Genomic DNA, 25,276 nt, shown 5'->3' with positions numbered 1-25,276 from the left:
GAATGAGAGTGGGACTCATTCCATGTATCCGCACGGCTTTCGTTATCATCGCGCGGCATCGTTGCAGGAAGCAGTGAGCATGCTGGCCGAACTTGGCGAGGACGCCAAGCTGCTGGCCGGCGGGCAGAGCTTGATTCCGCTGATGAAGCTGCGGCTGTCGTCGCCGTCGCACCTGGTGGACCTCAACTTTGTTCCGGATGTTTCGCATATCCGCCGCAGCAATGGGGACATCAAGGTCGGCGCCATGGCAAGGCATGCCGAACTGGCGGCCTCGGACGCGATTCGCGCCATTCCGCTGTTGCATGATTGCGCCGCGGGAATTGCCGATGTCCAAGTGCGAAACCGGGGCACGATCGGGGGATCGCTCGCGGAAGCCGATCCCAGCGGAGACTGGGGCGCGGTACTGCTCGCCTTGCCTGCCAAGGTGCGTTGCATCGGACCCGGCGGGGAACGAACGATTGCGATATCCGATTTCTTCCTCGATGCCTACACCTCTGCACTCGCGGCCGGGGAGATCGTGCGGGAAATCGTGGTGCAGGCGCCGAAAGGCGCAGCCGGAGGTGCGTACGTCGCGCTCAAGCGCTGTGCGCCCGTGTACGCCACGGCAAGCGTGGCCGCCCAGTTAAGCATGAACGATCGCGCGACTTGCAGCGAGGCCAGGATCGTGCTGGGCTGCGTCGGGTTGACGGCAATTCGAGCGCGTGCGGCCGAAGATGAACTGGCTGGCAAGGAATTGACCGGGCAGACGATCGCGCGCGCGGCCGAAGCGGCCATGGCTGCCGCCGATCCCCAGCCCGACATGCGCGGCTCAGTGGATTACAAGCGAGCCCTGGTTCGCGCACTCACCCGGCGCGCCATTGACGTCGCGTTGCGCCGCAGCCGCGGCGAAGCGCTGGAAGGAGGCCACATTTATGCCTGACAACGTGCAGCAGCTTCCGATCGACGTTGCCGAGAAGTCGCAGCAGGCCGGGGCAGAGCGCGTTGCGATCACGGTCACGGTCAATGGGAAGCCGCACACGGAAGAGATTGAGGCGCGCACGCTGCTGGTGGATTTTTTGCGCGAGACGCTCAGCTTGACCGGCACGCACATCGGGTGCGACACGAGCTATTGCGGCGCTTGCACCGTGCTGCTCAATGGCAAAGCGGTAAAGTCGTGCACCGTTTTTGCCGTGCAGGCCGATGGCGCGGAAATCGGAACCGTCGAAGGGCTGGCGGTGGGCAGCGAGTTGAATCCGCTCCAGACGGCGTTTGCCGATCACCACGGGCTGCAGTGCGGCTACTGCACGCCGGGATTCCTGATGGCTGCCACGGAACTGCTCGCATCGCATCCCAATCCCACGGACGCGGAGATTTTGAAGGCCATTGCCGGCAATACTTGTCGCTGTACCGGCTATCAGAACATCTTCAAGTCGATCCGCGCTGCGGCCGACCTGGCAGCGTCGGGCTCCATGGCAAGGAAATAAGATGGCGTTCAGCTTTGATGGTGAATTCACGGTGCAGCGCACGCCGGAGGAGACGTACGACTTCCTCACCGATCCGAATCGTTTCTGCCCGCTGCTCCCGGACTACGAGAAGGTGGACGTACGCGGTCCGGAAGATTTCATCGTGGACGTGAAGGTCGGGATTTCGCACATTCGCGGAACTGCCACGGTAAAACTGCACCTGGCGGAGCACAACCGCCCGGCGAAAGCGTACTACACCGGCAAAGCGACGATGGCGGGAGGAAACGTGGACCTGAACGCGAGGTTCGAGCTGCGCTCGGAGGGCAACGGCACCATCGTGAGTTGGAAAGGTGGAGCGCAGGTCTTTGGGCGATTGACATCCATTGCCGGGGGGCTGCTGGAACCGCTGGCGCGCAAGAATGTGCAGAAAGTCATCAACAGCTTGCAGCAGGCGATGAATGCCGGCGTTCAGGAGCAGCAATCGAAACCGAAAGTCGATCAGTCTGCCAGTCTTTCAGTCAATCCCGTCGCGACTGACAGACTGACGGACTGACAGACCGGGAGACACATGCGGTCATCTGAAGAAGTCAAAACAACATGGACCGGCCAGTCGCTTCGGCGCAAGGAAGAGGATCGCCTTGTTCGCGGCAACGGCAAGTTCATTGACGATTACAAGCTGGAGGGCATGCTCTACATGCGCCTGGTACGCTCGCCGTACGCGCATGCGCGCATCAACAGCGTTAGCGTGGCCGCCGCCGAATCTTACCCGGGCGTGGTGTGCACGCTGACCGGGGAAGAAGTCGCGAAACTTACGCAACCATTCCCCGAGATTGCCGGCGGGCCGGGCGCGAAGATCAAGGATTATCCGCTGGCGGTTTCCAAGGTTCGGTTTCAAGGCGAGCCGGTAGCGGCGGTGATCGCGGAATCGCGGATGGCGGCCGAAGACGCGGCCGAACTGGTGCAGGTGGACTACGAAGCGCTGGAGCCGGTGGTCACCTGCGACGATGCGCTTACCGATGCCAGCATTCTGCACGAGGAAGCCGGCACGAATCTCGTCTGGTCAGGCCAATTCGAATATGGCGAGGTGGACAAGGCATTTGCGGCAGCGGCCTCCATTGTGACCATCGACCGCATGCACTTCCACCGCTTCTCTTCGACGCCGCTGGAAAACAACGCGGTGATCGGCCAGTGGGACGCCGGCGACAATACCATCCAGTACTGGAGCAACAACAGCTTCCCGGCATTCGCCATCCAGTTCCTGGCGCCGCACCTCGGGGTGCACATCGACGCGATCCGGACGCAGAGCTACGACATCGGCGGCAGCTTCGGCATCAAGATCACGAACTATCCCTACATGGCGTTGTGTGCGCTGGCGTCACGCAAGGCCGCCGGCCGGCCGGTGAAGTGGAGCGAAACCCGCACCGAGCATCTGATGGCAAGCGCTCATGGCAATGAGCGGACGTTCTTCAAGACGCGGGTTGCGCTGGACAAGAACGGCGTGATCACCGCGATCGAGTCGCAGCACGTGGACGATTGCGGCGCCTATCCTCGATACGAGCCGCTGGGGTGCATCATCTGGGCACAGGTGCTGCCGGGTGCATACCGGTTCCGCAACCTGCGCATCGACTTCAAGCAGATCGCGAGCAACAAGTGCCCGGTCGGGCCCAACCGCGGCTACTCGCGCATGCAGCACCTATGGTTTCTGGAACGAGTGTTGGATACGTGCGGGCGCGAACTTGGCATCGATCCCATCGAGATGCGCCTGCGCAATTACATCCAGCCGAACGAAATGCCGTACACCACGCCCAACGGCTGCGTGTACGACTCCGGAGATTATCCGGCGATGCTGAGGAAGGCGCAGGAGCTGATCGGCTGGGACGACTGGCAGAAGAAAATTCCGGCGATGCGCAAGGAGGGTCGCATGGTCGGCATCGGGATTGGCACTACACTCGATTCCGGGACCAACAATTTCGGCCAGGCCCGGATCATCAATCCTTTCGCGCCGTTCTCGGGCAATTCAAAAGCGGCGATGGTGAAACTCGACATGTACGGCGAAGTCGTGGTCTTCCTCGGCTCCGTGCCGCAAGGCCAGGGACACGAAACCACTGCTTCCCAAGTTGTCGCCGACGTGCTGAATATTTCGCCCGACGCGGTGCACGTGCGCGCCGGCTTCGACACCGATTTCAATGTCCACACCGGGCACACCGGCACGTACGCCAGCCAGTTCGCGGTGAGCGGCCTGTCTGCGATTTACGGCGCCGCCATGAAGCTGAAGAAAGAACTCGCGCAGCTGGCGGCCTTCACGCTGGAGGCCGCGATTGACGAGCTGGAATTCGGGGTCGGCAAGGAAGGTCCCGAAGTTCGGGTCAGGGGCACGGACAAAGCGATCCCGTACGGCGGCCTTGCGAACATCGTGAACGTTAACAACGCCGGGCTGCCCGAGGACCTGGATGTCACGCTCAACTGCCGCTACGTGTACCGTCCGCCGTTCAAGGTTCCCGACATCGAGAAGAAGTACGGAAACCTGACGCTGACGTACGCGGCGCAGTTGCACATCGCGGTAGTCGAGATCGAGAGCGGCACTTTCGTTCCACGCATTCTCGCGTATGCGTGCGTGGACGACTGCGGGCGCGCGGTGAATCCGCGGATTGTCGAAGGGCAAGTGCACGGCTGCACCGCGCACGGAATCGGGGCGGCCATCATGGAGACCTGCGCCTATGACCCAGCAGGAAACCTGCTGACCAGCACGTTCAGCGACTACACGCCGATTACAGCGGTGAACATGCCGCGCCTGCGTTATGGCCACATCGAGACGCTGTCGCCATTCACCTTCAATGGCGCCAAGGGAATGGGAGAGGGCGGTGCGGCGCCGCTGCATACCATGTGCGCCGCCATCCAGGACGCGGTGTATCCGCACAAGGTCTTCGTCAGCGATTCGCATAACACGGCGGACAGCCTGTTCGCGGCGATCACCGCGAGCACCGACCGGGGAGTGAAGCTGGACAAGAGGAGCTGAAGACTGAAGCGCGTTCTCATCGTCGGCTGCGGCGCCATCGGTTCGCTCTACGCGGCGCACCTTGCCCGCGTGGCCGATGTCTGGGCGCTGGTGCGGCGCGACGAGCACGCCCGCATCCTGAACGATCGAGGCATCCAAGTGACCGGCAAGCGGAACTTTGTGGCGCGCATCCACGCGACTGCCGAGCCGCGGCAATTGCCCGACATTGACATTGCCATCGTCGCGACCAAGGCGACGCATACGCGCAAGGCGTTTGCGCCTGTGGCTCGCATTTGCGATCGAGCCGCCGTGGTGTCGGCGCAAAACGGACTCGGCAGCGAGGAATTGCTGGTGGAGTTGACGCGCGGGTACGTGATGCGAGCGACAACATTCATGAGCGGCACGCGCCACAGCGATTGCGATGTCGAACTGGAACTCGACCAGTACACATGGCTGGGCCCATTCGAGGCGGCGGGCACGCCATTTTCCCTGGTCAAAGAAGTGGCCGATCTGATTGTCGCCGGCGGCCTGAAGGCGGTGGCGTTGGAAGATGCGCGGCCGGCGCAGTGGTCGAAACTGATTTTCAACGCGTCGGTGAACGCGGTCTCGGCCTTGACGCAGCTTCCGCATTCTCCCGAGTTCGCGGACGAAAATTCACCGGAGTCACTGGGCCGGCTGCTGCATGACCTGATCGATGAAGGCAGGCGCGTCGCGGCCGGCGCCGGCATTGAACTGCATGAAGATCCATGGGCGATGAACAAGATCGGTGCGCAAACCAATCATCCTACGTCCATGCTGTTCGACGTGGAGCACGAGCTGCCGACCGAGGTTGATTATCTCTGTGGCGCGATCGCGCGCGAGGCCCAGCGGGCCAGCGTCAGTGCCCCGCTGCATTCGGCGATGTGGCGGTTGATCAAGGGACTGGAAGCATCCTGGCAGCACGAGCGCAAGCGAGCCACGCAGCGCACGTAGGTGACTTATGCCATATCCGAAGGATGAGGCAAAGCTGGCGCGGGTCCGCGCGCTGATGGCGGAGCACAAGCTGGATGCCATCGTCGCCCGCGCGCCCGACAATGTGCTCTACCTCACCAACTACTGGTGCATGAAAGGCTACGACCTCGTCGTGTTTCCCCGCGAGGGAGACCCGACGCTGATCGTCATCGAGCCGCAGCTTGGAGACGCCGCCCGCATGGCGTGGACGCGTGACATCCGGCCGTTCCGGTTTTACGACGAGCGCGATCCGCGCCCGCCCACCGCGCGCGCCCTGGATTTGGCGCTGAAAGTGCTGCGCGAGCGCGGATTGACGCAGCGCGTGGGCATTGAGCTGACGAACGGCGCTCAGGCCGCGGACCGCATGGTGGGTGAGCCGACGGTGTACACGCAGCCTTATTTCGACGCCTTTCGCCCGGTGTGCCGAGAGGTCGCCGATGCGATGCCGGTGCTGATTGAAGCGCGCGCAATCAAAACATCGCAGGAAATCGAGCGCATGCGCCTGGCGAACGAGCTGGCGGCGCTGGGAATGGAATACGCCCGCGACCACATGAAAGCCGGCGAACACAAGGAGAGCGACGTCGCCGCCATGATCGAAGGCCGTATTCACGCCGTCGGAATCGGCTATAAGAACAAGGTCGAGATGGCGCGCGCGTTTACCCTCGTCTGGTCTGGAAAAGGCATCGCGACTTTCACGGCGACCAAGGAAAACCCAATCCAGAAGCATGAGCCGACGTTGGTGGAAATCTGGGTGTGCGCCGACGGCTACTGGAACGACCTGACCAAGAATATTTGTCCGGACCGCCTGACGCCGGAATATAACAAGCTGCTCGACATGCTGCTCGGCGTCTTTCACGATGCTGCCGGGTACGTGCGCGAGGGCGCGTCGCTGGCGGAGTTAGATCGCCGCATTCGTGCCGGCATTGCCGCCGGAGGGTATCCCGGGCAGCCGTCGCATCCGGTGGCGCACGGCGTCGGAGCGCGCGCGCACGAGCCGCCCTATGCGCACCAGGCCGGCGCGGGAACGATCCGCAAAGGAATGGTGCTGGCCATCGAGCCGGGATGTTACTGGGAGGGTGGCGGAGGCTTGCGGCTGGAAGATAATTTCCTGGTGACCGACACGGGCTGCGAAAAATTGTGCAGCTATCCTGACGACTTTCGCGTCTTTTCCGCGGGCACAGCAGCATAGGAGCGCGGCGCGTTTCATGACTCAACCCGGAGTTGAAGTTTCGAAGCTTCCGCACGATGTTGCCGAGCGCATTGTGGCCGAAGTGCGCGAGGATGAAATCGTGTCCATGGCGTGTGAAGTCATCAATATTCCGAGCCCCACCGGTGACGAGCTCGCCATGAGCAACTACATGCAGAGGCGCTGGGAAGAAATGGGACTGCGGGTCACGCGGCAGGAGGTGGAGGAAGGACGCGCGAATATCGTGGCACGATATGAAGGCGGCGGCGCGGGGCGCAACCTGATGTTCAACGGCCACATGGACACTTCGAACACCGGGCGCGAGCCGTTCCTTGCCGGCATCGGGTACAAGCCGAACGCGGTAGTGAAGAACGGGATGATCTACGGCCTCGGCATTTACAACATGAAGGGCGCGCTCGTGTGCTATACGCAGGCGGTAAGGGCATTGCAGCGCGCCGGCGTCACCCTTGATGGTGATGTCGTTCTGGCGGCGGTGGTCGGCGAGATCGAGAAGACGCAGTGGGGCGAGTTCACGGGCAAGGAATATCGCGGATACGGCGTCGGTACGCACTACCTGGTGAATCATGGAGTGGTGCCCGACATGTGCATCCTGGGGGAACCCACCGACATGGCAATCGTTCTGGAACACTTTGGCTCCTTGTGGGCGAACATTTCCGTGGCCGGCAATTATGTCCATACCGCATTTGCGGAAGGCAAAGAGGACCAGAATTCGATCCTGCGCATGAGCGATGTGCTGGAGGCCGTCCGCGAGTGGATGCCGCGCTGGCAGAGCATGGCGGCGCACGGCGGACACAAAGGAATCGTGAACGTCGGCGGCATCCGCGGCGGTCACCCATGGCGCGCCAGCCGAACCCCCGAACGCACCGACCTTTTCCTGGATTTGCGGGTGCCGCCGGCGATGGAAATGTCGGAGGCGCGGCGCGAAATCCAGCAGCTGTTCCGGAAGTTGAAAAAGCGTTATCCCGGGTACGGTCTGGAGTTCGATACTTACGTTTCGGTTCCCGGCGCCAGCATCAGCGGCGACCACGAAATGGTACGCGCCATCGAGGCCAACCACCGTCGCGTGACCGGGGACACTCCGAAGCGCGATGTGGTTACCTGGTGCTCGGACGCCTCCGTAATGTCCCGCTACGGCATTCCCAGCGTGAATTACGGCCCCTCCAGCGGCCCGCGCGACGCCGAGGGCGAGAAGGTTGCGATCCGCACATTCGTGGATATCACGCGCATTTACGCGCTCACCGCCGCCGAGTTGTGCGGCGTCCGCCCATCATGACGCCACGTTACCGCAACGGCCCGCCGATCACGCCGCAGGAGATTGAGAGCCGTTACTCCAAGCTGCGCGCAGCCATGGCCCGCGACAAGCTCGATGCGATGCTCGTCTGTGGCAACCAATATGCCGGCTTCGAAGGCGCGGTGCGCTACGTCTCCGGGTTCGAAATCGTGCACCGCTATGCGTACGTCCTGGTCCCCCTGGCAGGCGAGCCGACGCTGATCTTTCCCGCCGAGGCGCGCTGGATTGGCGACAAGAAAAGGGCTTGGGTGCGCGACCAGGTGTGGCCGGAAGTTCCCGGCCGCTGGCTGCGCGAACGGGCGAACCTACACGGCTGGAAGCGCCTGGGCGTCGCCGGCATGGATTTTGTCATGGCGGTGCGCGACTATCGCGAACTGGCGCAGGGCTCCTGCGAACTGATCAAGTGGGACTTCGAGTTCGACATGGCGCGCGCCGTCAAAAGCGATTGGGAACTGGCTCACATCCGGCAGAGCATGGAGGTGATTCTCGACGGTTTCGACGCGCTGGTGCGCGCCTTCGAACCAGGAAAGACGGAGGCGGAAATCATGGCGCCCGCCGTCGAATTATTTTTTGCCGGCGGCGCCGGTCCACGCATGATGAACATCGTGCTGTCGGGACCGCATGGCGAGGCCGAAGCGCACTTCAAGGTTCCCGGCGATCGCGTGGTCAACGCGGGCGACCTCATGCTGTATTCGCTGGAAATCGGCGGCTACGAAGGGTACTGGGTGGAATTCTCTCGCGCGCTCATTCGCGGCAAACCGAGTGAGCGTATTCAGGAGATGGCGGCTGCGTACCCGGAAGCGATGGACGCCGCTCGCCACTTGATGCGGGAAGGCGAGCGGGCCGACAGTGTGCACCGCGTTGTCGCCGACACTTTTGCGGCGCACGGGTTCAGCCTCGGGCACCTTTCCGGCCACTCGATCGGCTTGACCATGCTCGAACATCCCGCGATCGGCGCGCGCAGCGGCGTTGAACTGCGCGAAGGCATGATTTTTTCGTTGCACCCGCAGGTCATCGATCGTGATGGTCAAGTTTGCCTCTATACGCAGGACACGTTTCGCGTCGGCAGGAACGAAGGTGAAAACCTCGCCGACGTGGAATGGAAGTTTTACCAGGGCGGAGAAACGAACGCGGCGCGGACAACATCGCCTGCTGCCTCGACCCGCTCCTAGCGGCGGTGAACAATCATGCGCATCTGCATCATCGGTTGCGGCGCCATCGGCAGCCTGTTCGCCGCGCACCTGGCACGAGCAGGCGAGGCCGAGGTGTTTGCATTCGATGTCTCGCAGGACCAGGTCTGCGCTGTCAAGCAGCGCGGGCTGCGCATCTCCGGTGAGGCCAATTTTACCGTGCAGTTGCAGGCCTCGAGCAACGCCGCCGAAATCCCACGCTGCGATTACGGGATCGTCGCGACCAAGAGCACGCACACGCGACCCGCGATCGCCGCCACCGCACGCATCTTTGACGACAACAGCGCCGTCTGCTCGGTTCAGAACGGTGTGGGCAACGAGGAAATCATCGCCGAGCACGTGCGTTACGTCATTCGCGGCACCACGTTTCCCGCGGGGCACATCGTTGAGCCCGGCCATGTGGGCTTCGACATCCGCGGCGACACCTGGATTGGCCCCTTCGAGCCGAGCGCAACTCCGATGGAAAAGATCACGGAACTGGCCGGCCTGATCACGCGCGCGGGAATGAATACGATTGCGATGGAGGACGCCCGCGGCGCACAGTGGACGAAACTGATTTTCAATGCCGGCACCAATCCTGTGGGAGCGCTGACGCAGCTGCATCACGGCGCGGCGGCATTTTTCAAGCCCACGGGCGAATTGTTCGACGCGCTCATTGATGAGGGACTTGCGGTTGCCCAGGCCCTCGGCATCAAACTCGACGGCGATCCCAAGGCGCTGGTGAAAAAAGCGGCTCACGCCCCCGGCAAACACAAAGCCAGCATGCTGCAGGACATTCTCGCCAGGCGGCAAACAGAAGTGGATTTCATGAACGGCGCGATCGTGAAGTGGGGCGAGAAGACCGGCGTGCCGACGCCGCTGAACCGCGCCGTGTGGCAACTGATCAAGGGCCTGGAACACTCGTGGACAAACCCGTGACTATTCCTTTCCGCATTGCCGTATTGCAATTGAGCATGGAGCCCGTGCACGAGACCCTGCGCATGGCCAAGGCATGCGAGGCAGCGGGCTTTGACACCTTCTGGCTGGCGGAGGCCTACCCCTGGTGGCGCAAGCATTCCTACGAAGCGCGCTCTTCCACCGCAATCACGGCGTTGATTGCCCATGAGACAAAGCGCATCAACATCGGCTGGGGCATCATCTCGCCGTACACCCGTCATCCGGTGCAGATCGCGATGGAAGCGCGCGTGATGCAAGACCTGTGCGGAGAGCGCTTCCTGCTCGGCCTGGGCGCTTCGAAAATCTTCATGAAGGAAATCGGGGAAGGCGAAGGCAAGCCTGGAACCGGGCCCGCCGCCGTCATGCGCGAGAGCCTGGAAATCATTCGCGGCGCTCTGGCCGGCGGCGCCTTTCGCTACGACGGCAAAGTCTTCTCGGCTGACGTCCCAGCGTTGCGTGACGACGCTCACGTGTCCCGCGTACATACGCCGATGTACTTCGCCGGCACCGGCCCGGTGCTGCAGCGCATGGCCGGCAGCCATAGCGATGGCCTGCTGACCGCGAGCATTACGACACCGGAGTTCGTGCGCTACTCGCGGCGCAACATGGAGGAGGGCGCGCGCAAGGCGGGCCGCGAACCTGCCCAACTCGATCTTGGTTCGGTGATCGTGGGGAGCATCGGCCGAGATTCACGACGAGGGAAGGATGGGGCGCGGGAGATGGCTGCGATGTATCTCGCCAACAAGGTGCAGAACATCAAAGGATCGGCAGACGTGCTGTTGCAATCCGCAGGCCTGACCTTCGACGACATTCGTCCCATCGCTGACGCCATGGAGCAAGGCGGACGCCGGGCGGCGGCGCGCGCCGTCTCTGACGAGGTTTTCGAGAAAGTGAAGCCGATCGCGGGAACGCCCGACGAGTGCATCGCGCGCATCCAGGAATACCGCAATGCCGGTTGTACGCACATCATGCTGGAAGTCTGGGGTGAGGATCGCGAGCAGCAGGCGAAGTTGTTCGGGGAGGCGGTGCTGCCGCACTTCCGCACTGCAGGCGCAACTTCAAAATAACAACGTCACAGATCAACATGCATGAACTAGCATTGGACGAGATAGATTCAGATCAGTGTTGCTCCGTGCTAATCGGTGGCTACTTCTTTCCGACGGCGCGAGCGCTGACCACATCGCTGTAGATCGCCCGGAACTCTTCATCGGTGACCAGCCCTCGCTTCGCGATTGACTTCTTCTTCACTGCCGCCAGCAACGCGGCCCGCTGTTCGGGCGCAATCTCCAGCTTCAGCTCACGGCATTTCAGGTCAATGGAATCGAGCCCGCTTTTCTTGCCGAGAACGATGCTGCGCGTGGCGCCCACCAGGTCGGCGGCGTACGGCTCGATCGCTTCGGGAATGTGAAACTGCGTCGCCACCGCGCCGCTCTCGCGGTTGAAAAGGTTGTTGCCGACCGCGGGTTTCCACGGTTCCATCGAGTACCCCGACAGGCGCTGCACAATGGCGGAAGTCTCGCGCAGCTTGGGCAAGTTCATCTCCACCGGCACGTCATAAAGGCAGCTCAGCGCGAGCGCCGTTTCGCCCAGATCGCAATTGCCGGCGCGCTCACCCATGCCATTGATCGTGCCCTGGATCCAAGTGGCGCCTGCGCGAACAGCAGCTACCGAGCACGCCGTTCCGAATCCGAAGTCGTTGTGCCCATGCCAGTGGATGGGCACATCATTTCCCACCCAGCGTTTCACCTCGGCGACCAGGAAGTCCGCCGCTTCCGGGCCGCAGACGCCGATGGTGTCCACTACCACCAGTTCCGCGGCGCCCGCTTCCAGCGCCGCCGAGTAAATTTCCCGCAGAAAATCGAGCGCGGTTCGTGTGCAGTCCACGGGGAAGAACGCCACGCGAATGCCATGCTGCCTGGCCAGTTGAATCGCGCTGCTTAATCGTGCTTTCGCTTCTTCGCGAGTCAGGCCGTAGGCTTTCAGCTTGAGGTCGCTGGTCGGGACCTCGATGACGGTGGATTTCACGCCAAGCTCAACCAGGGCCTCGATGTCCGCCGTCTGGGCGCGTGAAAACCCCCAAATTTCTGCCTTCAGGCCGGCGTCCAGGATCATGCGGATGGCTTCCGCGTCTTCCGGGCTGACGCGCGGGAATCCGGCCTCGATGCGTGCGATCCCGAGCGCGTCCAGCTTGTGCGCAATTTCCAGCTTCTGCTCCGGGCTGAGAACGACACCGACCGTCTGCTCGCCATCACGCAGCGTCGTGTCGTAAAAACGAATTGGGGCGGCGACGTGGAAGCGGCCGTGCTGGTTCAGTTCGCTGACCCAGACCTTACTGTTGCCATTCATTGCTTTGCCTCAAATTCAGCGCGATCACCCAAGGAAGGAGCTTTGCCGTGCGCCTGCTCCCACGCGATCACCGGGTTGCGCAGCACGCCAATCTGCTCGATCTCGCACTCCATGACGTCGCCAGGTTTCAAATACCACGCCTTGGGATCGCCGGAGAAGGCCGCGACCCCGGAAACCGTGCCGGTCGAGACCACATCGCCGGCACTGTAGCCCATGGCGGAATAGTGCGCCAGGATCTCGGGAATTTTCACAGACATCTTGCTGGAGTGGGAATTCTGGCGCGGCTCGCCGTTGACGCGCAGCTGCATGGCGAGGTTGTGCGGGTCCTTGATCTCATCCGCGGTGACGATCCAAGGCCCCAGTGGGCAGAACGTGTCGATGCCTTTGCAGAAGCTGAACACGCCGGATTTCATCTCATTGCGCTGAATGTCGCGCGCAGTAATGTCGTTGAAGATGACGTAGCCGCCGATGTAGTCGGCAGCCTGCGCGGGCGTAAAGTGTTTGCCCGCTTTCTTGGTGACCACCGCCAACTCGAGCTCGTAATCGAGCTCCTGGGTCAGGTGCGATGGGTACACCACCGGCTCGTCGGGGCCAATGATCGCGTCGATGTTCTGGAAGAACACAATCCAAGGCAGCACCGGGTGTGAAAAACCGGCTTTGGTTGCTTCCTCGTGATGCTCGCGGAAATTGCCGGCGGTGTGAAAGAACTTGCGCGGAATGATCGGCGCCTTCAGCTTCACCTGGTCGCGACGAAATACGACGGGCTCTCCCGAGGGTCCACGCACCGTGTCGGCGTGTTCGATCGCAGACCTCAAAGCGGCACGCGCCGCGTTCAGGCTGGTGTCGCCGCCTTCAAACAACATCCGCATCTCCGCCGGAACCAGCGCGTCGGCGATTCGGTAGGCGGCGGCGCCCTGCAGGCCATGTTGCGTGGCACACGCCAGGTTGAGGTCGACAACGCGATCGCCGGCTACGATCGCGCCCGTCCGCTGCTGCTTCAATGGATTTTCAAAGGTGACCAGACGCATAGGACATTCGTGCGGCAGTCTAAGTGAAGCATCGCGGCTTGTCCAACCGCTATTTGTTGCACTTGGCCTGGCGCGGGGCACATCCAGACTGAACTCTTCATTGGGAAACACGCAGCACAGCCGCGCCGTCGATCCGGCTGTGCTTCAGCTCCTGCAATGCCTGGTTGGCCTGCTCGAGCGGAAACACTTGAACCTCGGTTTTCACCGGAACCTGGGCGGCAAGGAGCAGGCATTCGCGGACGTCCTCGCGCGTGCTGTTGGCCGCGGACCGCAGAGCCCGCTCGTGGTACAGGAGATCGTAATCGAGCGCCGGAATCGGGCTCATCGTGATCCCGGCCAGCGCAACGGTTCCACCCTTGCGCACGGCCCGCAATGCTTGCGGCACCACCGATCCGGCGGGCGCAAAGATGATGGCGGCATCGAGGGGCGTGGCAGGTTGCTCTTGCGACGCTCCCGCCCAGGCAGCGCCCAATTGCAACGCCAGTTCGCGATGCGCGGCCGCGCGCGTGAACACGTAAACTTCGCATCCCGCGTGCCGGGCGATCTGCATCACGATGTGCGCCGAGCCGCCGAAGCCGTACATCCCGAGCCTCTCCCCCGGGCGCACATTGCTCAACTTGTATGACCGGTAGCCGATCACGCCGGCGCACAGCAGCGGCGCGGCGTGCTCGTCATCGAATTGCGTTGGAAGCGAGTATGCGAATTCTTCGCGCACGATCATTGCTTCGGCGTATCCGCCGTCAACGTGATAGCCGGTAAACCGGCCGGAATCGCAGAGATTCTCCTGTTCGCGCCGGCAGAAGGCGCATATGCCGTCGGTCGAGTACAGCCAGGGAACGCCGACCCGATCTCCTTGGCGAAATTGCCGAACCCCGCTGCCGGCTTCGTCCACCACTCCGACGATCTGGTGACCGGGAATAACGGGCAGCTTAGGCAGCTTAAGGTCGCCTTCTACGATGTGCAGGTCAGTGCGGCACACGCCGCAGCAGCGCACACGCAGGCGAATTTCGTTGGCCCGCGGCTCGGGCAACGAGACGTCGCGCAACGTCAATGGATTTTGCTCGGCCGGGCGGGGTTGGTCGAGCACCATGGCGCGCATGGGCGGAGTGTAGCAAAGCTCAGGGCACGACGCTCAACCATAGCCATCCGAACAGCAGGGTCGCCAGCGTAATTGGCAGGCCGAGGCGGAAATAATCCCAGAACCCGATGCGCACCGCCGGGCGCGAGCGCTCCACCACGATGATATTGGCGATCGACCCGGTGATCGTCAGGTTGCCGGCGAGCGTGCTCGCCATGGCGAGCACCAGCCACGCATGATGAGGATCTTGAAATCCTGGCGCGAGAGATTTCAGCAGCATGACTGCTGGAACGTTGCTGACCAAGTTGGAGAGTGCGGCGGTTACCAAGGTCAAAATGCCGGCATTATGCAAGTTCCAGCGCTGCGCGAATTCCAGCAGCAACGACGTCAGGCCAACCTGCTCGGCGCCGCCAACAATTAAGAACAGACCGATGAAAAATACGAGCAGGCCCCAATCCACTTCTTCATAAACCAGGCGCGGCTCCAGCGAGCGCGTGATCAGCAGGATGGCAGCGCCGACTGCCGCCACCAGCGCCGGTTGGGCTCCCGCCACAAATGCGACCAGCACCGCCGCGGTCACGAGCACAGGTTTCGTCAGCGAGCGTGCCCGTCGTTGCGTAATCTCCAGCACAACGCCGTCGTTTTCGATAGGGCGGCCGCCCTCCCCCGCAAAGTGCAGCACAAGCCAATCCAGCAGCAGACCGACCATTGCGACGGGTCCAAGGTGGGCGAGAAACGAGCGATAGGAAATTCCGGATAACGAGCCGATCAGGATGTTCTGCGGATTGCCGGTGATGCTGGCAACGCTGCCGATGTTAGAAGCCGTCGCCACCGCCAGCAGGTAGCGCGCCGGCGGAACGTTCATGCGGCGGGCAATTGTCAGCACGAAAGGCACCATGACCAGGCAGATGATGTCGTTCACGAAAAATGCCGACAAAACGCCGCTGGTGAAAATGATGGCCGGGAGCAGGTGATGTCGTCCCAAGCGCGCGACGGCGATTTGTGCGACGCGCTCGAAAAAGCCTGCCAGCCGCAAGTTGCCGACGATCAGCATCATCGAGAACAGCAGCACGATGGTTGCGAAATCGATAAACCGCAGCGAGTCGCCCGGGCCGAGAATGCGGAAGGCGAACATCAGCACCGCGCCGATAATTGCCATTCCTGGCCGGTCGATCTTCCATCCAGGGAATTTGCCGATCGCAAACACCAGGTAGCTGGCGAAGAAAATCAGGTAACCGGCCAGGACGTGCGCTTCCGACATGGCATGCTGCATGGGGTGAGACAGCATAGCAAGCCAGGTGAATTCATGAGAACCGAAGAAAAGGCGCGACAACCTAGAACGCGAACAGGTATGACAACTTGACGAAGACCTGGTTGCCGAGATCGGTGACAGCGAAAGGGTCTTTGCGCTGGCGGTTATAGCCGATGTAGAGCGCACTGCGGGCGGTGAAGTCGTAGGCGAACAGCGAATTGATGCTGATGTCGTTCCCATGGCGGTCGCTGGCGTACTGCGCAAGCACTCTCGCGCGTGCCTTGGTGTTGAACTGATAGGTCCAGCGCGAGATGAAGAATTTGCGGTACTGAAAGTGGCGGCCGTCGAGCAGGTGTTCGTCAATGCGAATGGCGTTGAGTTCCCAGCGCAGATGCCGGCCGATCCGCGCCGTGGATTGCAGCTGCAATTCTTTCATCGAGCCGTAGAAATTCTCGTTGAATTGCACCATTTTCTGCGTCTGGAACAGCAGGTCGAAATAGACGCGGCGGCTCTGGTTGGAAGTGAGTTCCACGACGTGGATCGGTTCCTGGTAGCCGCGCGTGTTGGGCAGACGCAAAAAATCCGGGGTGAAAAAGAAGAAGCGGGTGCGGTCGTAAGAAAAACGGTAGTGCGCCTGCCAGAAATTCTTGAATTGCGCCTTGAAGTCAAAGTCGGCGCCGGCATCCTCGAGTTCGCCGTGCGTGCCGTTGCTCTCGTCGTAATTGAGGTTGAAGAAGAGCTGCCGGATGTAATGGCGATTGATGAACGGCTTCCAGGTCGCGCTCATCAGGCCGCTCCACCGATCGACTTGCGGTTCGAAGCCGGTGTGGCTGAGGTCGAGCTTGTTGCCGAGAAATTTGCCGGACACCTCATAGGTGAACTGGTTGGAGTCATAGATGAAATCCGAGATCCACCCCAAATGCTGAGCGTCAACGCCAGGATTGGCGGAGTTCGTGTTGACCATCGCCTGCGACACCCAGCGGATATGCGGCCCGGACAGGATGCTAAGGTCCATGGCGTGCGTGCTCTCGTTCTGGCCAACGGTCCCCGGTTGCTGACGTCGGTTCACCGTCATGAAACCGAAGGCGGACTTTTGGAACAGGTCATGCTGCAGACGCACTACGCCAAAAAATGCGCCGGGCGCCTGTTGCAGCGTCTGCGTTGACGGATCCACGTAGTCCTGCGCCTGGGTCACAGCTTCCAGGGCGCCGATGGTCCACGCGCCGACCTTGCCGGTGAGCTTGCCGCCTTCCAGAATGCGTTGCGGCTCTCCATCCGGCATGGGAGCGCCAATGCGGCGGGAGAAGAACAGCTGCAGCGGGGTCTGAAAGTAGTTAGCGCCCTCGGTAAAAAACTGGCGCTTCTCGGGAAAGAAGATTTCAAAGCGTGACACCTCCGCCGTGAACTGGTCGGCCTCGGTTTCGCCGAAGTCAGGGTTGATGGCCAGATTAGCGGTCAGGTTCTGCTGCAGGCCGTAGCGCGCGTTGAGGCCGCCATCCACGGAAAACTTGTTGAGCTGCGGCTGTTGTCCACCGCTCCGATTGGCGCCGCCAACGAAGGGAACCAGTTCCAAGTTTCGTCCGACGTGCAAGTCTTCCAGGCCGGTGAGCACGCCCGCGCGCGATGGCTTCATGAACCCCTCGAACAGCGGCACGGGCACCCAGAATGCGAACTCGTTGTCACGCAGCCGCTCGCGCCCGATGTTAATTCCCCACTCCTGAGAGGATGCATGTGAGATTCGGATCGACTTGAACGGAATCACCACTTCCGCCGACCATCCCCAGGACTCGCGCGACACGCCGCTGTACCAGATGCCGTCCCAGGTCAGGTCAATGGTGCCGAAGCCCTGGCCGCCGCGCGATTCGTCATAGGTGCCGTCGAATTGCGCGCCCGCGGCGGTGATGCTGAAGAAGTACCCGGTGCGGCGGTCGTGGAAGGTATCCAGCAGGATGTCGGCGCTGTCGGAGCCGCTGCCGACGTCGCGGGCGACGAAGTGGTAGTTGATACGGTCGGGATCGTCTTCGAAGCGGAATCCGAAATAGATGTTATTGTCGTCGTAAAAAATCCGCACTTCGGTGCGGCGGCTGACGGGCGCGCCTTCATTGGGCTGAGTTTGCGTGAAGTTGGTGATCGGCTCGATGGTTTGCCAGACCGGCTCATCCAGCTTGCCGTCGACCTTGATGTGCGCGTCCTCAATCCGGCGCACATGGATCTGGTGCGGCTCGTTATTGCTGGCCAGCTGCGCCTCGGCGCCGTCCGGTGCGGCAGCAAGCGCAGCAGCTGCGAAGATGATGACAGCAAAGATCCCACGCATTTGGAAATGACCCGAAAGAATACAGCAACGGATGAACTTTGCATGTGAGGCCGGATCCAATTCACAACTTTTTACGACCTCTAACGTCTACACTAGCGGCTGATAGGATTCGGCCTTCGGCACAAATGCCTGCAAAGGCTGCGCTCGCAATAGGAAGGTTCTGTTCATGAAACGCTGCATTGCCATTCTCACCGTTCTGGTAACCACGATGTTGTGTGCAGGACAAACTGCTCCTGGGTCCGAAAAGCCGTCCACTGCAGAAGGGCAGCAGCGGGGCGAAGGCCGCGGCGAAACGCGCGGATTCCGCGGGCCTGGGGGCGGAACCATCGGCGAAATCAGTAAGGACGGGTTCACCCTGAAGCAACAGGACGGGAAGACCATAACCGTGAAGGTCAAGCCTGATACGCAGTTCCGGAGGGATCGGCAAGAAGCCAAGTTCTCCGACTTCAAGCCCGGAGACATGGTCATGGTCGCCGGCGAACCGGCCGGCGAAAACACGTGGACAGCGCGGTTCGTGGTCTCACGTCAAGGCATGAGCGAGGCCAACATGCAGGTCACGCGCGAGGACTTGGGTAAGAAGTTCATTGCCGGCGAGGTAAAGGCGATTGACGGAACCAGGCTCACGATCGCGCGTCCCGACGGCCAGACGCAGACCATCGAAGTAGACGAGAACACTTCTTTCCGCAAGGGCCGCGAAAGCATCACGCTGCCCGACATCAAAGCCGGCGACCGCATCTTCGGCCGCGGTGCTTTGAATTCGGCCGGCGTTTTCGTTCCCACGGAGCTCAACGTCGGGGGGATGATGTTCCGCGGCCCCGGCGGCGGCGGTGGTGGAGAGCGTACGCAGGCCCCGCCTCCCAAGTAGCAGGATTGACAAAATTTTACGTGGTTCTTACACGCGGAATGCAGCCGAATCGCTTACCTTCGTGTTAGTACAGCCGTCTGTAAAGTCGAATGAAGTTTTTCCCAGTGCTTGCGAAGTCATGGTTGCGACGCACGATCACGCGGCGCGGCTACAGCCAATTCGCGCACGTTAGTGCGCTGCTCGTGTTCTTAGCCGGGCTCCCCATCTTTGCGCAGACCCCCTCATCGTGCGACGTTGCAGGCAAAACGGCGGCCGACGGGGTTCCTCTGCCCGGCGTTACCATCTCGGCATCGAACTCGCTTACCGGCAAAAAGACGGCGACCTCCACCGGTGTGGACGGCACTTACACTCTGATTGCCCCTTCCAACGGACGCTATGTCATCCGCGCTGAGCTGGCAGGTTTCGCGGTGGCGACCAAGGAAGTGGTGGTGAACGCGGCCAACTGCCATCTTCGTGCCGACCTGGAGATGATGTTGCAATCGCGCGTTCAGGCCGAGGAACAGCGCCAGCAGCGCCAAGCGCAGCAGCAGGTTGCGGGCGTCTCGGGTCGCGGATTCCAGAACCTGGCCCTGGCCGCCGATCCCTCCGGGATGGCTGGCATGGCGCAAGGCGAGGGAGCGGGGAACGGCGGCGCAACGGACATCTCGGGCATACCCTCTCAGGCGATGAACCCGGATGCCGCCACGGAATCGGTCGCGATTTCTTCCTCCAACAATGCCGCCCAAACCAACGAGATGATGTTTGGCGGCAACGACGAGCAAATGCGCGAGCGCATTCAGGAAATGCGCGACCGTGCCGCTCGCGGCGAGCCCGGGGTGTACATGAACGGCGGACCGGGCGGCAACGGCATGTTTCTCGGACCGGGCGGCGGCGGCCCCGGAGGTTTCGGCGGCCCCGGTAGCGTCCAGATCATCCGGATTGGCGGACGCCGTGGCATGAACATCAATAAGCCGCACGGATCGCTGTTCTACTCGGCCAGCGACGGCGTCTTCGATGCCAAGCCTTATTCGCTGAACGGCCTGCCCACGACGCAGCCGGATTATTTCCAGCAACGCTTCGGGGGCACCCTAGGCGGTCCCCTGAAAATTCCGCACATTTATAACGGCGGCACCAAGACCTTTTTCTTTCTCAACTATTTTGGCAACCGCTCCGATAACCCCTACGACGTCTTCTCCACCGTTCCGACGCTTGCCGAACGGGGCGGCGATTTTTCCGGTGTGACCACGCGCAATGGCGCAGCGGTGCAGATCTTCAATCCAGCCACCGGCCTTCCCTTCGCAAACAATCAAATCACCGCGATCGATCCCGCGGCCCGGGCGTTATTGAAATTCATTCCGCTGCCCAACCAGCCGGGTACGTTTCAAAATTTTCACTACGTTACTTCCACCTCCACCAGCAACGACAATGTGAACCTGCGCCTGATCCATAACTTCGGATCGTCCGGAGGGCCGTTTATGATGGGCCCGGGTGGGGGAGGGCGAGCCGGGCGCGGGCCGCGCAACAACCTCAATTTCGGCATTCACTGGCAGCGCTCTGACTCGGTCCTGAACAATCCGCTGCCCACCGTCGGCGGACGGACGAAGTCCAGCGCCATCGACATTCCCGCCGGCTGGGTTTACGGCAAGGGCCACCTGACCAATCATTTGCGCTTCGATTTCAACCGCAGGAACATTTCCACGAACAACCTGTACGCCGGCGTCGAGAACATTGCTTCCGAGGCGGGAATTGCAGGCGTCTCCACTAACCCATTTGACTGGGGCCTGCCCAATCTTTCTTTCACCAACTTCGTCGGCGTGAACGATATCAATCCGCTGGCGCGGCGCGATCTGACCTGGTCGCTGGCCGATACCCTGATCTGGAACCATGGCAGGCATAACGTCCGCTGGGGCGGCGACTTCCGCCGCATTCACCAGAATCCGCAGACGGACAAGAACGCGCGCGGCAGCTTCGTCTTCACCGGTCTCTATACCGCGCGTTATGTTGGCGGCGTGGCTGTGCCGGGCACGGGTTTTGACTTCGCCGATTTTCTCCTCGGCGCGCCGCAGCAGGCGTCGGTGCAGTACGGTGTCAACAACTACCACTTCGCGGCCAACTCCTGGGACTTGTTTGTCCAGGACGACTGGCGCGTGCGCGGCAACCTGACCATCAACTTCGGGCTGCGCTACGAGTATGTTTCTCCCTTCACGGAGGAAAATCACCAGCTCGCGAACCTCGACGTTGCCCCCGGATTTGTCGCGGTCGCGCCGGTCTGCGCGGTCACCATCGGCACCTGCGGCAATGTGGGCCCGTACAGCGGAGCGTTTCCTGCAACGCTGGTCAATCCCGATCGCAACAATTTCGCCCCGCGCATCGGCATTGCCTGGAAGCCAATGGTGAAAACGGTTGTGCGCGCCGGCTACGGCATCAACTACAACACCACTCAGTACTCCACGATGGTGCAAAACCTCTCGTTCCAGCCGCCGTTCGATTTTACGCAGACAAATATCGGATCCATCGCCGGCCCCCTGGCTCTGCAGAATGCTTTCGCCACCGTGTCCAGCGTGACCACGAACAATTACGGCGTGGATCGCAATTACCGTCTGGGATACGTGCAGATCTGGAACCTCGACATCCAGCGCGAGTTGACCCGCACTCTGCTGCTGAGTCTGGATTACAACGGCAGCAAGGGAACGCACCTTGACCTGCTGCGCGCGCCCGACCGCCTACCCGGCGGGGGTCTGAGCATTTCCGGGGTGCAGCCATTTCTGTGGGAGAGTTCCAATGCCGACTCGATCCTGCACAGCGGCAGTGTCCGGCTGCGCAAGCGCATGTCAGGCGGGCTGTCGGTGGGCGGCAGCTACACCTATTCCAAATCGATCGATAATGCTTCTTCCATCGGCGGCGGCGCAGTTGTGGTGGCACAGAACGATCGGGACCTGGCTGCCGAGCGCGGCCTTTCCAGCTTCGACCAGCGCCATCGTTTCACCGCCGACTATGTTTACGAATTTCCCTTCGGAACCAACAAACGCTGGCTCTCGACAACTTCGCTGGCGTCGCACGTCTTCGGGGACTGGCAGTGGAGCGGCAACATCGCCTTTGCCACCGGCCTGCCGTTTACCGCGCGTGTGCTGGGCAGTTTTACCGACGTCGCCAGCGGGGTGAACGGCACGCTGCGCGCCAATACCACCGGCGCGCCGATTTCAATTTCTGACCCCAGCGTGTCGCAGTGGTTCAATACCGCGGCGTTCACCATTCCTCCCGCCGGGACCTTCGGCAACGCGGGTAGGAACACGATCGAAGGCCCGAGCACCTTCACCGCGAACATGGCGGTGGCGAAGACATTCAACCTTGGCGACACGAAGGGATTCGAGGTTCGCTTTCAAGCGAGCAACGTCTTCAACACGCCTCAATTCACCACCATTGATACCGTTGTAAACTCACCGACCTTCGGCCGCGTGGTCGGAGTCGGCGGCATGAGGAAAATGCAGTTCCTGGCAAGGTACAGGTTCTAGGCAAATGCGTGTGTCATCCGTCGACTCGCGTTCGCTCGGGATGACACGCGACCCGGAAGGCAAATGATTCGAGAAGGCACATCCCGGTTGCTGGTCGGGCTACTCGTCGCAGCGATGGCGGTGCCGTCTCTGCCGGCGCAGCAACAGAGCGGTTCGCTCTACCGTTTTCACGTCGAGACCGACGTGGTGCTGGTCAACGTCACGGTTCGCGACAAGAGCGGCAACATCGTGCGCGGATTGAAGAAAGACGACTTCACCGTTCTCGAAGACGGCAAGCAGCAGCGCATCGCCAGCTTCGATTTCGAGCAGACCGACCTGCAAGCGGTTCCGCAACCGCAACAGGCGGTGCTGGTCGCGCCTAGAACCGCCACGCCGGCCATCGCAACGGTAAAGCCCACGGACAAACTCGAATTCCGCGATCACCGGGTCATCATATTGTTCTTCGACCTCACCTCCATGCAGCCGGAAGAGATCGAGCGCGCCGTGGTGGCGGCGCAGAAGTTCGTGGACAAGCAGATGAAGCCGGCGGACATGGTCGCCGTCATGTCGCTGGCCACGTCGCTGCAGGTGAACCAGGACCTTACATCGGACCACGAGCTGTTGAACAAGGCCCTTTCGCGGCTGAACCCGTCGAGCGGCGGCGGCTTCGACGCCGGAATGACGGGCGACACGGAGGGCACAGCCGATACCGCGCAGCCCTACACCCCCGACGACACCGAGTACAATATCTTCAACACCGATCGCCGCCTGGAGGCACTGCAGTCGCTGGCCGAGTCGCTTTCCCGCATCGAGCAGAAGAAGTCGGTCATTTATTTCAGCAGCGGCATGGACAAAACCGGGATCGAGAACCAGTCGCAGCTGCGCAACGCGATTAATCGCGCGGTTCGGAGCAATGTGGCCATCTACCCGATGGACATGCGCGGACTGCAGGCCATTATTCCCGGCGGCGAGGCGCAGCAGGCCAGCCTGCGTGGCACTTCGCCGTACTCAGGCGCCTCGGTGCGCAATGCCTTCGATTCCAACTTTTCTACCCAGGAAACCCTGGTCACGCTTGCCGCCGATACCGGCGGGCGCGCCTTCCTGGATTCCAACGACTTCGGCGCCGTCTTCAACAAGGTGCAGGAAGATACCTCGGCGTACTACGTGATCGGCTATCGCAGCACGAATCCGGCGCGAGACGGCCGCTTCCGCAAGATCATCGTCAAGACTTCAGTGCCGGATGTAAAAATCGAATTCCGCAAGGGCTACTATGCCCCGCGCGACTTTGCGCACTCTAATAGGGACGACCGTGAACAGCAACTCGTCGACGAGCTCAGCTCCGAGTTGTCCGCCACCGATCTCGACGTCTTCCTCTCCGCCGCCTATTTCCGCCTCAGCGAAGGGCGCTTCTACGTGCCCGTGTCGCTGGTGGTGCCCGGCTCGGAAATTCCGTTCACCAACTCCGGTGACAAGGACAAAGCCACGCTGGACATTATCGGCGTGGTCCGTGATGAACTCCAGCGGCCGGTGGGCAATGTGCGCGATACCGTCAAGCTCAACCTCGACGAATCGCAGCAAGTGCGCCGCAAGAACGTGCAGTACCAGACGGCTTTCACGCTGCCGCCCGGAAAGTTTCACCTGAAATTAGTGCTGCGGGAAAACCAGAGCGGGCGCCTCGGCTCGTTCGAAACCGACGTGATCATTCCGGACTTCAAGAAGGAAAAAGTTCCGCTTCGGCTCAGCTCGGTGGTGATGGGCACGCAGATCCAGAACGCATCCAAGCGCAAATCATCGGAAAATGTACTGGCGAAGGACGGCTCGGAACTAATACCCAACGTGCTGCACGTTTTCTCGCCCGCCCAGCACCTGTACTTCTATTACGAAGTGTATGAGCCGACGAAAGACACCCACTCCGCCGATAAGGGCAAGCCAATTCGCCTGCTCACCAGCATCCAGTTCTTCCAGGGAAAAGTGAAGGCGTTCGAGACCCCGCTGGTGGAAGCGCACCAGCTCACCGCGCCCGACCGCAAGGCCGCGGTCTTCCAGTTCGACGTCCCGCTCAGCCAGCTCAAGCCGGGTTTGTATACCTGCCAGGTTACGGTCATCGATGACGCCGCCGGCACCTTCGCATTCCCGCGGTTGGCACTACTGCTGAAAAACGACGCCGCGAAGCCGGCCAGTGCCGCGGGCGGCAAGTAGCATCAGGTGTGGTAGTCCGCGTTGATGTGCACGTACTCGCCGGTCAAGTCACACGTCCAGAACGTTGCGCCCACTTTTCCGCGGCGTAAGTCGACACGAATGTCGAACACCGGTTGGCTCAGATACGCATGCACCTTGTTTCCATCAAATCGCGCCGCCACGCCCCGGCGGCAAACCTGGTGCTTGCCGAAGTAGATGTCCACCTTGTCGGGATCGATCGGCGCACCCGAATACCCGACCGCCGCCAGCACCCGTCCCCAGTTCGGATCAGCGCCCGCCCACGCCGTCTTCACCAGCATGGAATTTGCAATCGCTTTTGCTACCTGCGATGCCTCGGCGTCGGACCGTGCGCCCTCGATTCGCAAATTCACCACGTGCTTGACGCCTTCGCCATCGGCGACGATCTGCCTGCCGAGCGATTCGCAAACCGCATGCAGCGCCTCGGCAAAGTCCTTGCTCTTCGGCTTTCCGGCCAGTCCGCTTGCCAGCAGCAGCACGGTGTCATTGGTCGACGTGTCGCTGTCCACGTTGATGCGATTGAAAGTCGCATGCACCGCGTCACGCAGGCGCTCGCCCAGTTCGCGCGGAGCGACGTCCGCGTCGGTGAACAGGTACGCCAGCATCGTCGCCAGCCGCGGATGAATCATGCCCGCGCCCTTGCAGACACCGAACA

At 61.6% G+C, this 25,276-nt stretch carries 19 protein-coding genes; 13 read left to right on the top strand and 6 right to left on the bottom strand.

All coding sequences use genetic code 11. The features are described 5' to 3' along the window. The 10 genes from VFI82_13865 to VFI82_13820 form a co-directional block, all read left to right on the top strand. A partial coding sequence (locus VFI82_13865; protein HET7185769.1) for a xanthine dehydrogenase family protein subunit M occupies positions 1–919 on the top strand: 919 nt, incomplete at its 5' end. After that, the gene (locus VFI82_13860) at positions 912–1,463 is read left to right on the top strand and encodes a (2Fe-2S)-binding protein (protein ID HET7185768.1); all 552 of its coding nucleotides are present in this window, start codon (positions 912–914) and stop codon (positions 1,461–1,463) included. The genes VFI82_13865 and VFI82_13860, both read left to right, overlap by 8 nt. A gap of 1 nt (position 1,464) precedes the next feature. Continuing rightward, positions 1,465–1,995, top strand: coding sequence for an SRPBCC domain-containing protein (locus tag VFI82_13855; GenBank protein HET7185767.1), 531 nt, complete (start codon positions 1,465–1,467; stop codon positions 1,993–1,995). Positions 1,996–2,010: 15 nt separating this feature from the next. Continuing rightward, positions 2,011–4,458 carry a xanthine dehydrogenase family protein molybdopterin-binding subunit gene (locus VFI82_13850; GenBank protein ID HET7185766.1) on the top strand — a complete coding sequence of 816 codons (2,448 nt, stop codon included), beginning with the start codon at positions 2,011–2,013 and terminating at the stop codon, positions 4,456–4,458. A 3-nt stretch (positions 4,459–4,461) separates the two neighbouring features. Further along, complete coding sequence (locus VFI82_13845) at positions 4,462–5,409, top strand: ketopantoate reductase family protein (GenBank protein HET7185765.1); 948 nt, start codon at positions 4,462–4,464, stop codon at positions 5,407–5,409. 7 nt (positions 5,410–5,416) lie between these two features. Beyond that, complete coding sequence (locus VFI82_13840; protein HET7185764.1) at positions 5,417–6,616, top strand: Xaa-Pro peptidase family protein; 1,200 nt, start codon at positions 5,417–5,419, stop codon at positions 6,614–6,616. 16 nt (positions 6,617–6,632) lie between these two features. Then, on the top strand, positions 6,633–7,907 hold the full coding sequence (locus VFI82_13835; protein HET7185763.1) for a M20/M25/M40 family metallo-hydrolase: 1,275 nt from the start codon (positions 6,633–6,635) through the stop codon (positions 7,905–7,907). Further along, positions 7,904–9,097, top strand: coding sequence for a Xaa-Pro peptidase family protein (locus VFI82_13830; protein ID HET7185762.1), 1,194 nt, complete (start codon positions 7,904–7,906; stop codon positions 9,095–9,097). The genes VFI82_13835 and VFI82_13830 overlap by 4 nt, the downstream gene beginning before the upstream one ends. 15 nt (positions 9,098–9,112) lie before the next feature. Beyond that, complete coding sequence (locus VFI82_13825; protein HET7185761.1) at positions 9,113–10,033, top strand: ketopantoate reductase family protein; 921 nt, start codon at positions 9,113–9,115, stop codon at positions 10,031–10,033. Next, a complete protein-coding gene (locus VFI82_13820; GenBank protein ID HET7185760.1) occupies positions 10,030–11,118 on the top strand; it encodes an LLM class flavin-dependent oxidoreductase in 1,089 nt (362 codons plus the stop codon). The genes VFI82_13825 and VFI82_13820 overlap by 4 nt, the downstream gene beginning before the upstream one ends. 79 nt (positions 11,119–11,197) lie before the next feature. Here VFI82_13820 and VFI82_13815 read toward each other — a convergent pair whose 3' ends face one another. From VFI82_13815 to VFI82_13795, 5 genes are all read right to left on the bottom strand, one after another. Beyond that, a complete protein-coding gene (locus VFI82_13815; GenBank protein HET7185759.1) occupies positions 11,198–12,397 on the bottom strand; it encodes a hypothetical protein in 1,200 nt (399 codons plus the stop codon). Next, positions 12,394–13,425 carry a fumarylacetoacetate hydrolase family protein gene (locus VFI82_13810; GenBank protein HET7185758.1) on the bottom strand — a complete coding sequence of 344 codons (1,032 nt, stop codon included), beginning with the start codon at positions 13,423–13,425 and terminating at the stop codon, positions 12,394–12,396. Before VFI82_13810 ends, VFI82_13815 begins: the two co-directional genes overlap by 4 nt. A 97-nt stretch (positions 13,426–13,522) precedes the next feature. After that, complete coding sequence (locus VFI82_13805) at positions 13,523–14,524, bottom strand: zinc-dependent alcohol dehydrogenase family protein (GenBank protein ID HET7185757.1); 1,002 nt, start codon at positions 14,522–14,524, stop codon at positions 13,523–13,525. Between the two features lie 19 nt (positions 14,525–14,543). Continuing rightward, the gene (locus VFI82_13800; protein HET7185756.1) at positions 14,544–15,791 is read right to left on the bottom strand and encodes an anion transporter; all 1,248 of its coding nucleotides are present in this window, start codon (positions 15,789–15,791) and stop codon (positions 14,544–14,546) included. A gap of 46 nt (positions 15,792–15,837) precedes the next feature. Beyond that, positions 15,838–18,069: a DUF5916 domain-containing protein gene (locus VFI82_13795; GenBank protein HET7185755.1), complete on the bottom strand. Its 2,232-nt coding sequence runs from the start codon at positions 18,067–18,069 to the stop codon at positions 15,838–15,840. Between the two features lie 166 nt (positions 18,070–18,235). Between VFI82_13795 and VFI82_13790 the strand changes: the two genes are divergently transcribed. The 3 genes from VFI82_13790 (at position 18,236) to VFI82_13780 (ending at position 24,603) form a co-directional block, all read left to right on the top strand. Next, positions 18,236–18,934: a DUF5666 domain-containing protein gene (locus VFI82_13790; GenBank protein ID HET7185754.1), complete on the top strand. Its 699-nt coding sequence runs from the start codon at positions 18,236–18,238 to the stop codon at positions 18,932–18,934. Between the two features lie 89 nt (positions 18,935–19,023). Next, positions 19,024–22,425 carry a TonB-dependent receptor gene (locus VFI82_13785; protein HET7185753.1) on the top strand — a complete coding sequence of 1,134 codons (3,402 nt, stop codon included), beginning with the start codon at positions 19,024–19,026 and terminating at the stop codon, positions 22,423–22,425. 63 nt (positions 22,426–22,488) lie between these two features. After that, the gene (locus tag VFI82_13780; GenBank protein ID HET7185752.1) at positions 22,489–24,603 is read left to right on the top strand and encodes a VWA domain-containing protein; all 2,115 of its coding nucleotides are present in this window, start codon (positions 22,489–22,491) and stop codon (positions 24,601–24,603) included. A 2-nt stretch (positions 24,604–24,605) separates the two neighbouring features. Here VFI82_13780 and VFI82_13775 read toward each other — a convergent pair. Continuing rightward, the coding region (locus VFI82_13775; protein HET7185751.1) for a bifunctional ornithine acetyltransferase/N-acetylglutamate synthase at positions 24,606–25,276 on the bottom strand (671 nt) is incomplete at its 5' end.

Source organism: Terriglobales bacterium, from assembly GCA_035691485.1.
In the GTDB taxonomy this organism is placed as follows: Bacteria; Acidobacteriota; Terriglobia; order Terriglobales; family Acidobacteriaceae; genus JAIQGF01.
This window is presented reverse-complemented; position numbering and strand designations above follow the sequence as displayed.

What these genes read in the sequence shown, in the direction of transcription:
- VFI82_13860 (HET7185768.1), top strand. Translation starts at nt 912, where the DNA reads ATGCCTGACAACGTGCAGCAGCTTCCGATCGACGTTGCCGAGAAGTCG.
- VFI82_13855 (HET7185767.1), top strand. Translation starts at nt 1,465, where the DNA reads ATGGCGTTCAGCTTTGATGGTGAATTCACGGTGCAGCGCACGCCGGAG.
- VFI82_13850 (HET7185766.1), top strand. Translation starts at nt 2,011, where the DNA reads ATGCGGTCATCTGAAGAAGTCAAAACAACATGGACCGGCCAGTCGCTT.
- VFI82_13840 (HET7185764.1), top strand. Translation starts at nt 5,417, where the DNA reads ATGCCATATCCGAAGGATGAGGCAAAGCTGGCGCGGGTCCGCGCGCTG.
- VFI82_13835 (HET7185763.1), top strand. Translation starts at nt 6,633, where the DNA reads ATGACTCAACCCGGAGTTGAAGTTTCGAAGCTTCCGCACGATGTTGCC.
- VFI82_13830 (HET7185762.1), top strand. Translation starts at nt 7,904, where the DNA reads ATGACGCCACGTTACCGCAACGGCCCGCCGATCACGCCGCAGGAGATT.
- VFI82_13825 (HET7185761.1), top strand. Translation starts at nt 9,113, where the DNA reads ATGCGCATCTGCATCATCGGTTGCGGCGCCATCGGCAGCCTGTTCGCC.
- VFI82_13815 (HET7185759.1), bottom strand. Translation starts at nt 12,397, where the DNA reads ATGAATGGCAACAGTAAGGTCTGGGTCAGCGAACTGAACCAGCACGGC.
- VFI82_13810 (HET7185758.1), bottom strand. Translation starts at nt 13,425, where the DNA reads ATGCGTCTGGTCACCTTTGAAAATCCATTGAAGCAGCAGCGGACGGGC.
- VFI82_13805 (HET7185757.1), bottom strand. Translation starts at nt 14,524, where the DNA reads ATGCGCGCCATGGTGCTCGACCAACCCCGCCCGGCCGAGCAAAATCCA.
- VFI82_13800 (HET7185756.1), bottom strand. Translation starts at nt 15,791, where the DNA reads ATGCTGTCTCACCCCATGCAGCATGCCATGTCGGAAGCGCACGTCCTG.
- VFI82_13795 (HET7185755.1), bottom strand. Translation starts at nt 18,069, where the DNA reads ATGCGTGGGATCTTTGCTGTCATCATCTTCGCAGCTGCTGCGCTTGCT.
- VFI82_13790 (HET7185754.1), top strand. Translation starts at nt 18,236, where the DNA reads ATGAAACGCTGCATTGCCATTCTCACCGTTCTGGTAACCACGATGTTG.
- VFI82_13785 (HET7185753.1), top strand. Translation starts at nt 19,024, where the DNA reads ATGAAGTTTTTCCCAGTGCTTGCGAAGTCATGGTTGCGACGCACGATC.
- VFI82_13780 (HET7185752.1), top strand. Translation starts at nt 22,489, where the DNA reads ATGATTCGAGAAGGCACATCCCGGTTGCTGGTCGGGCTACTCGTCGCA.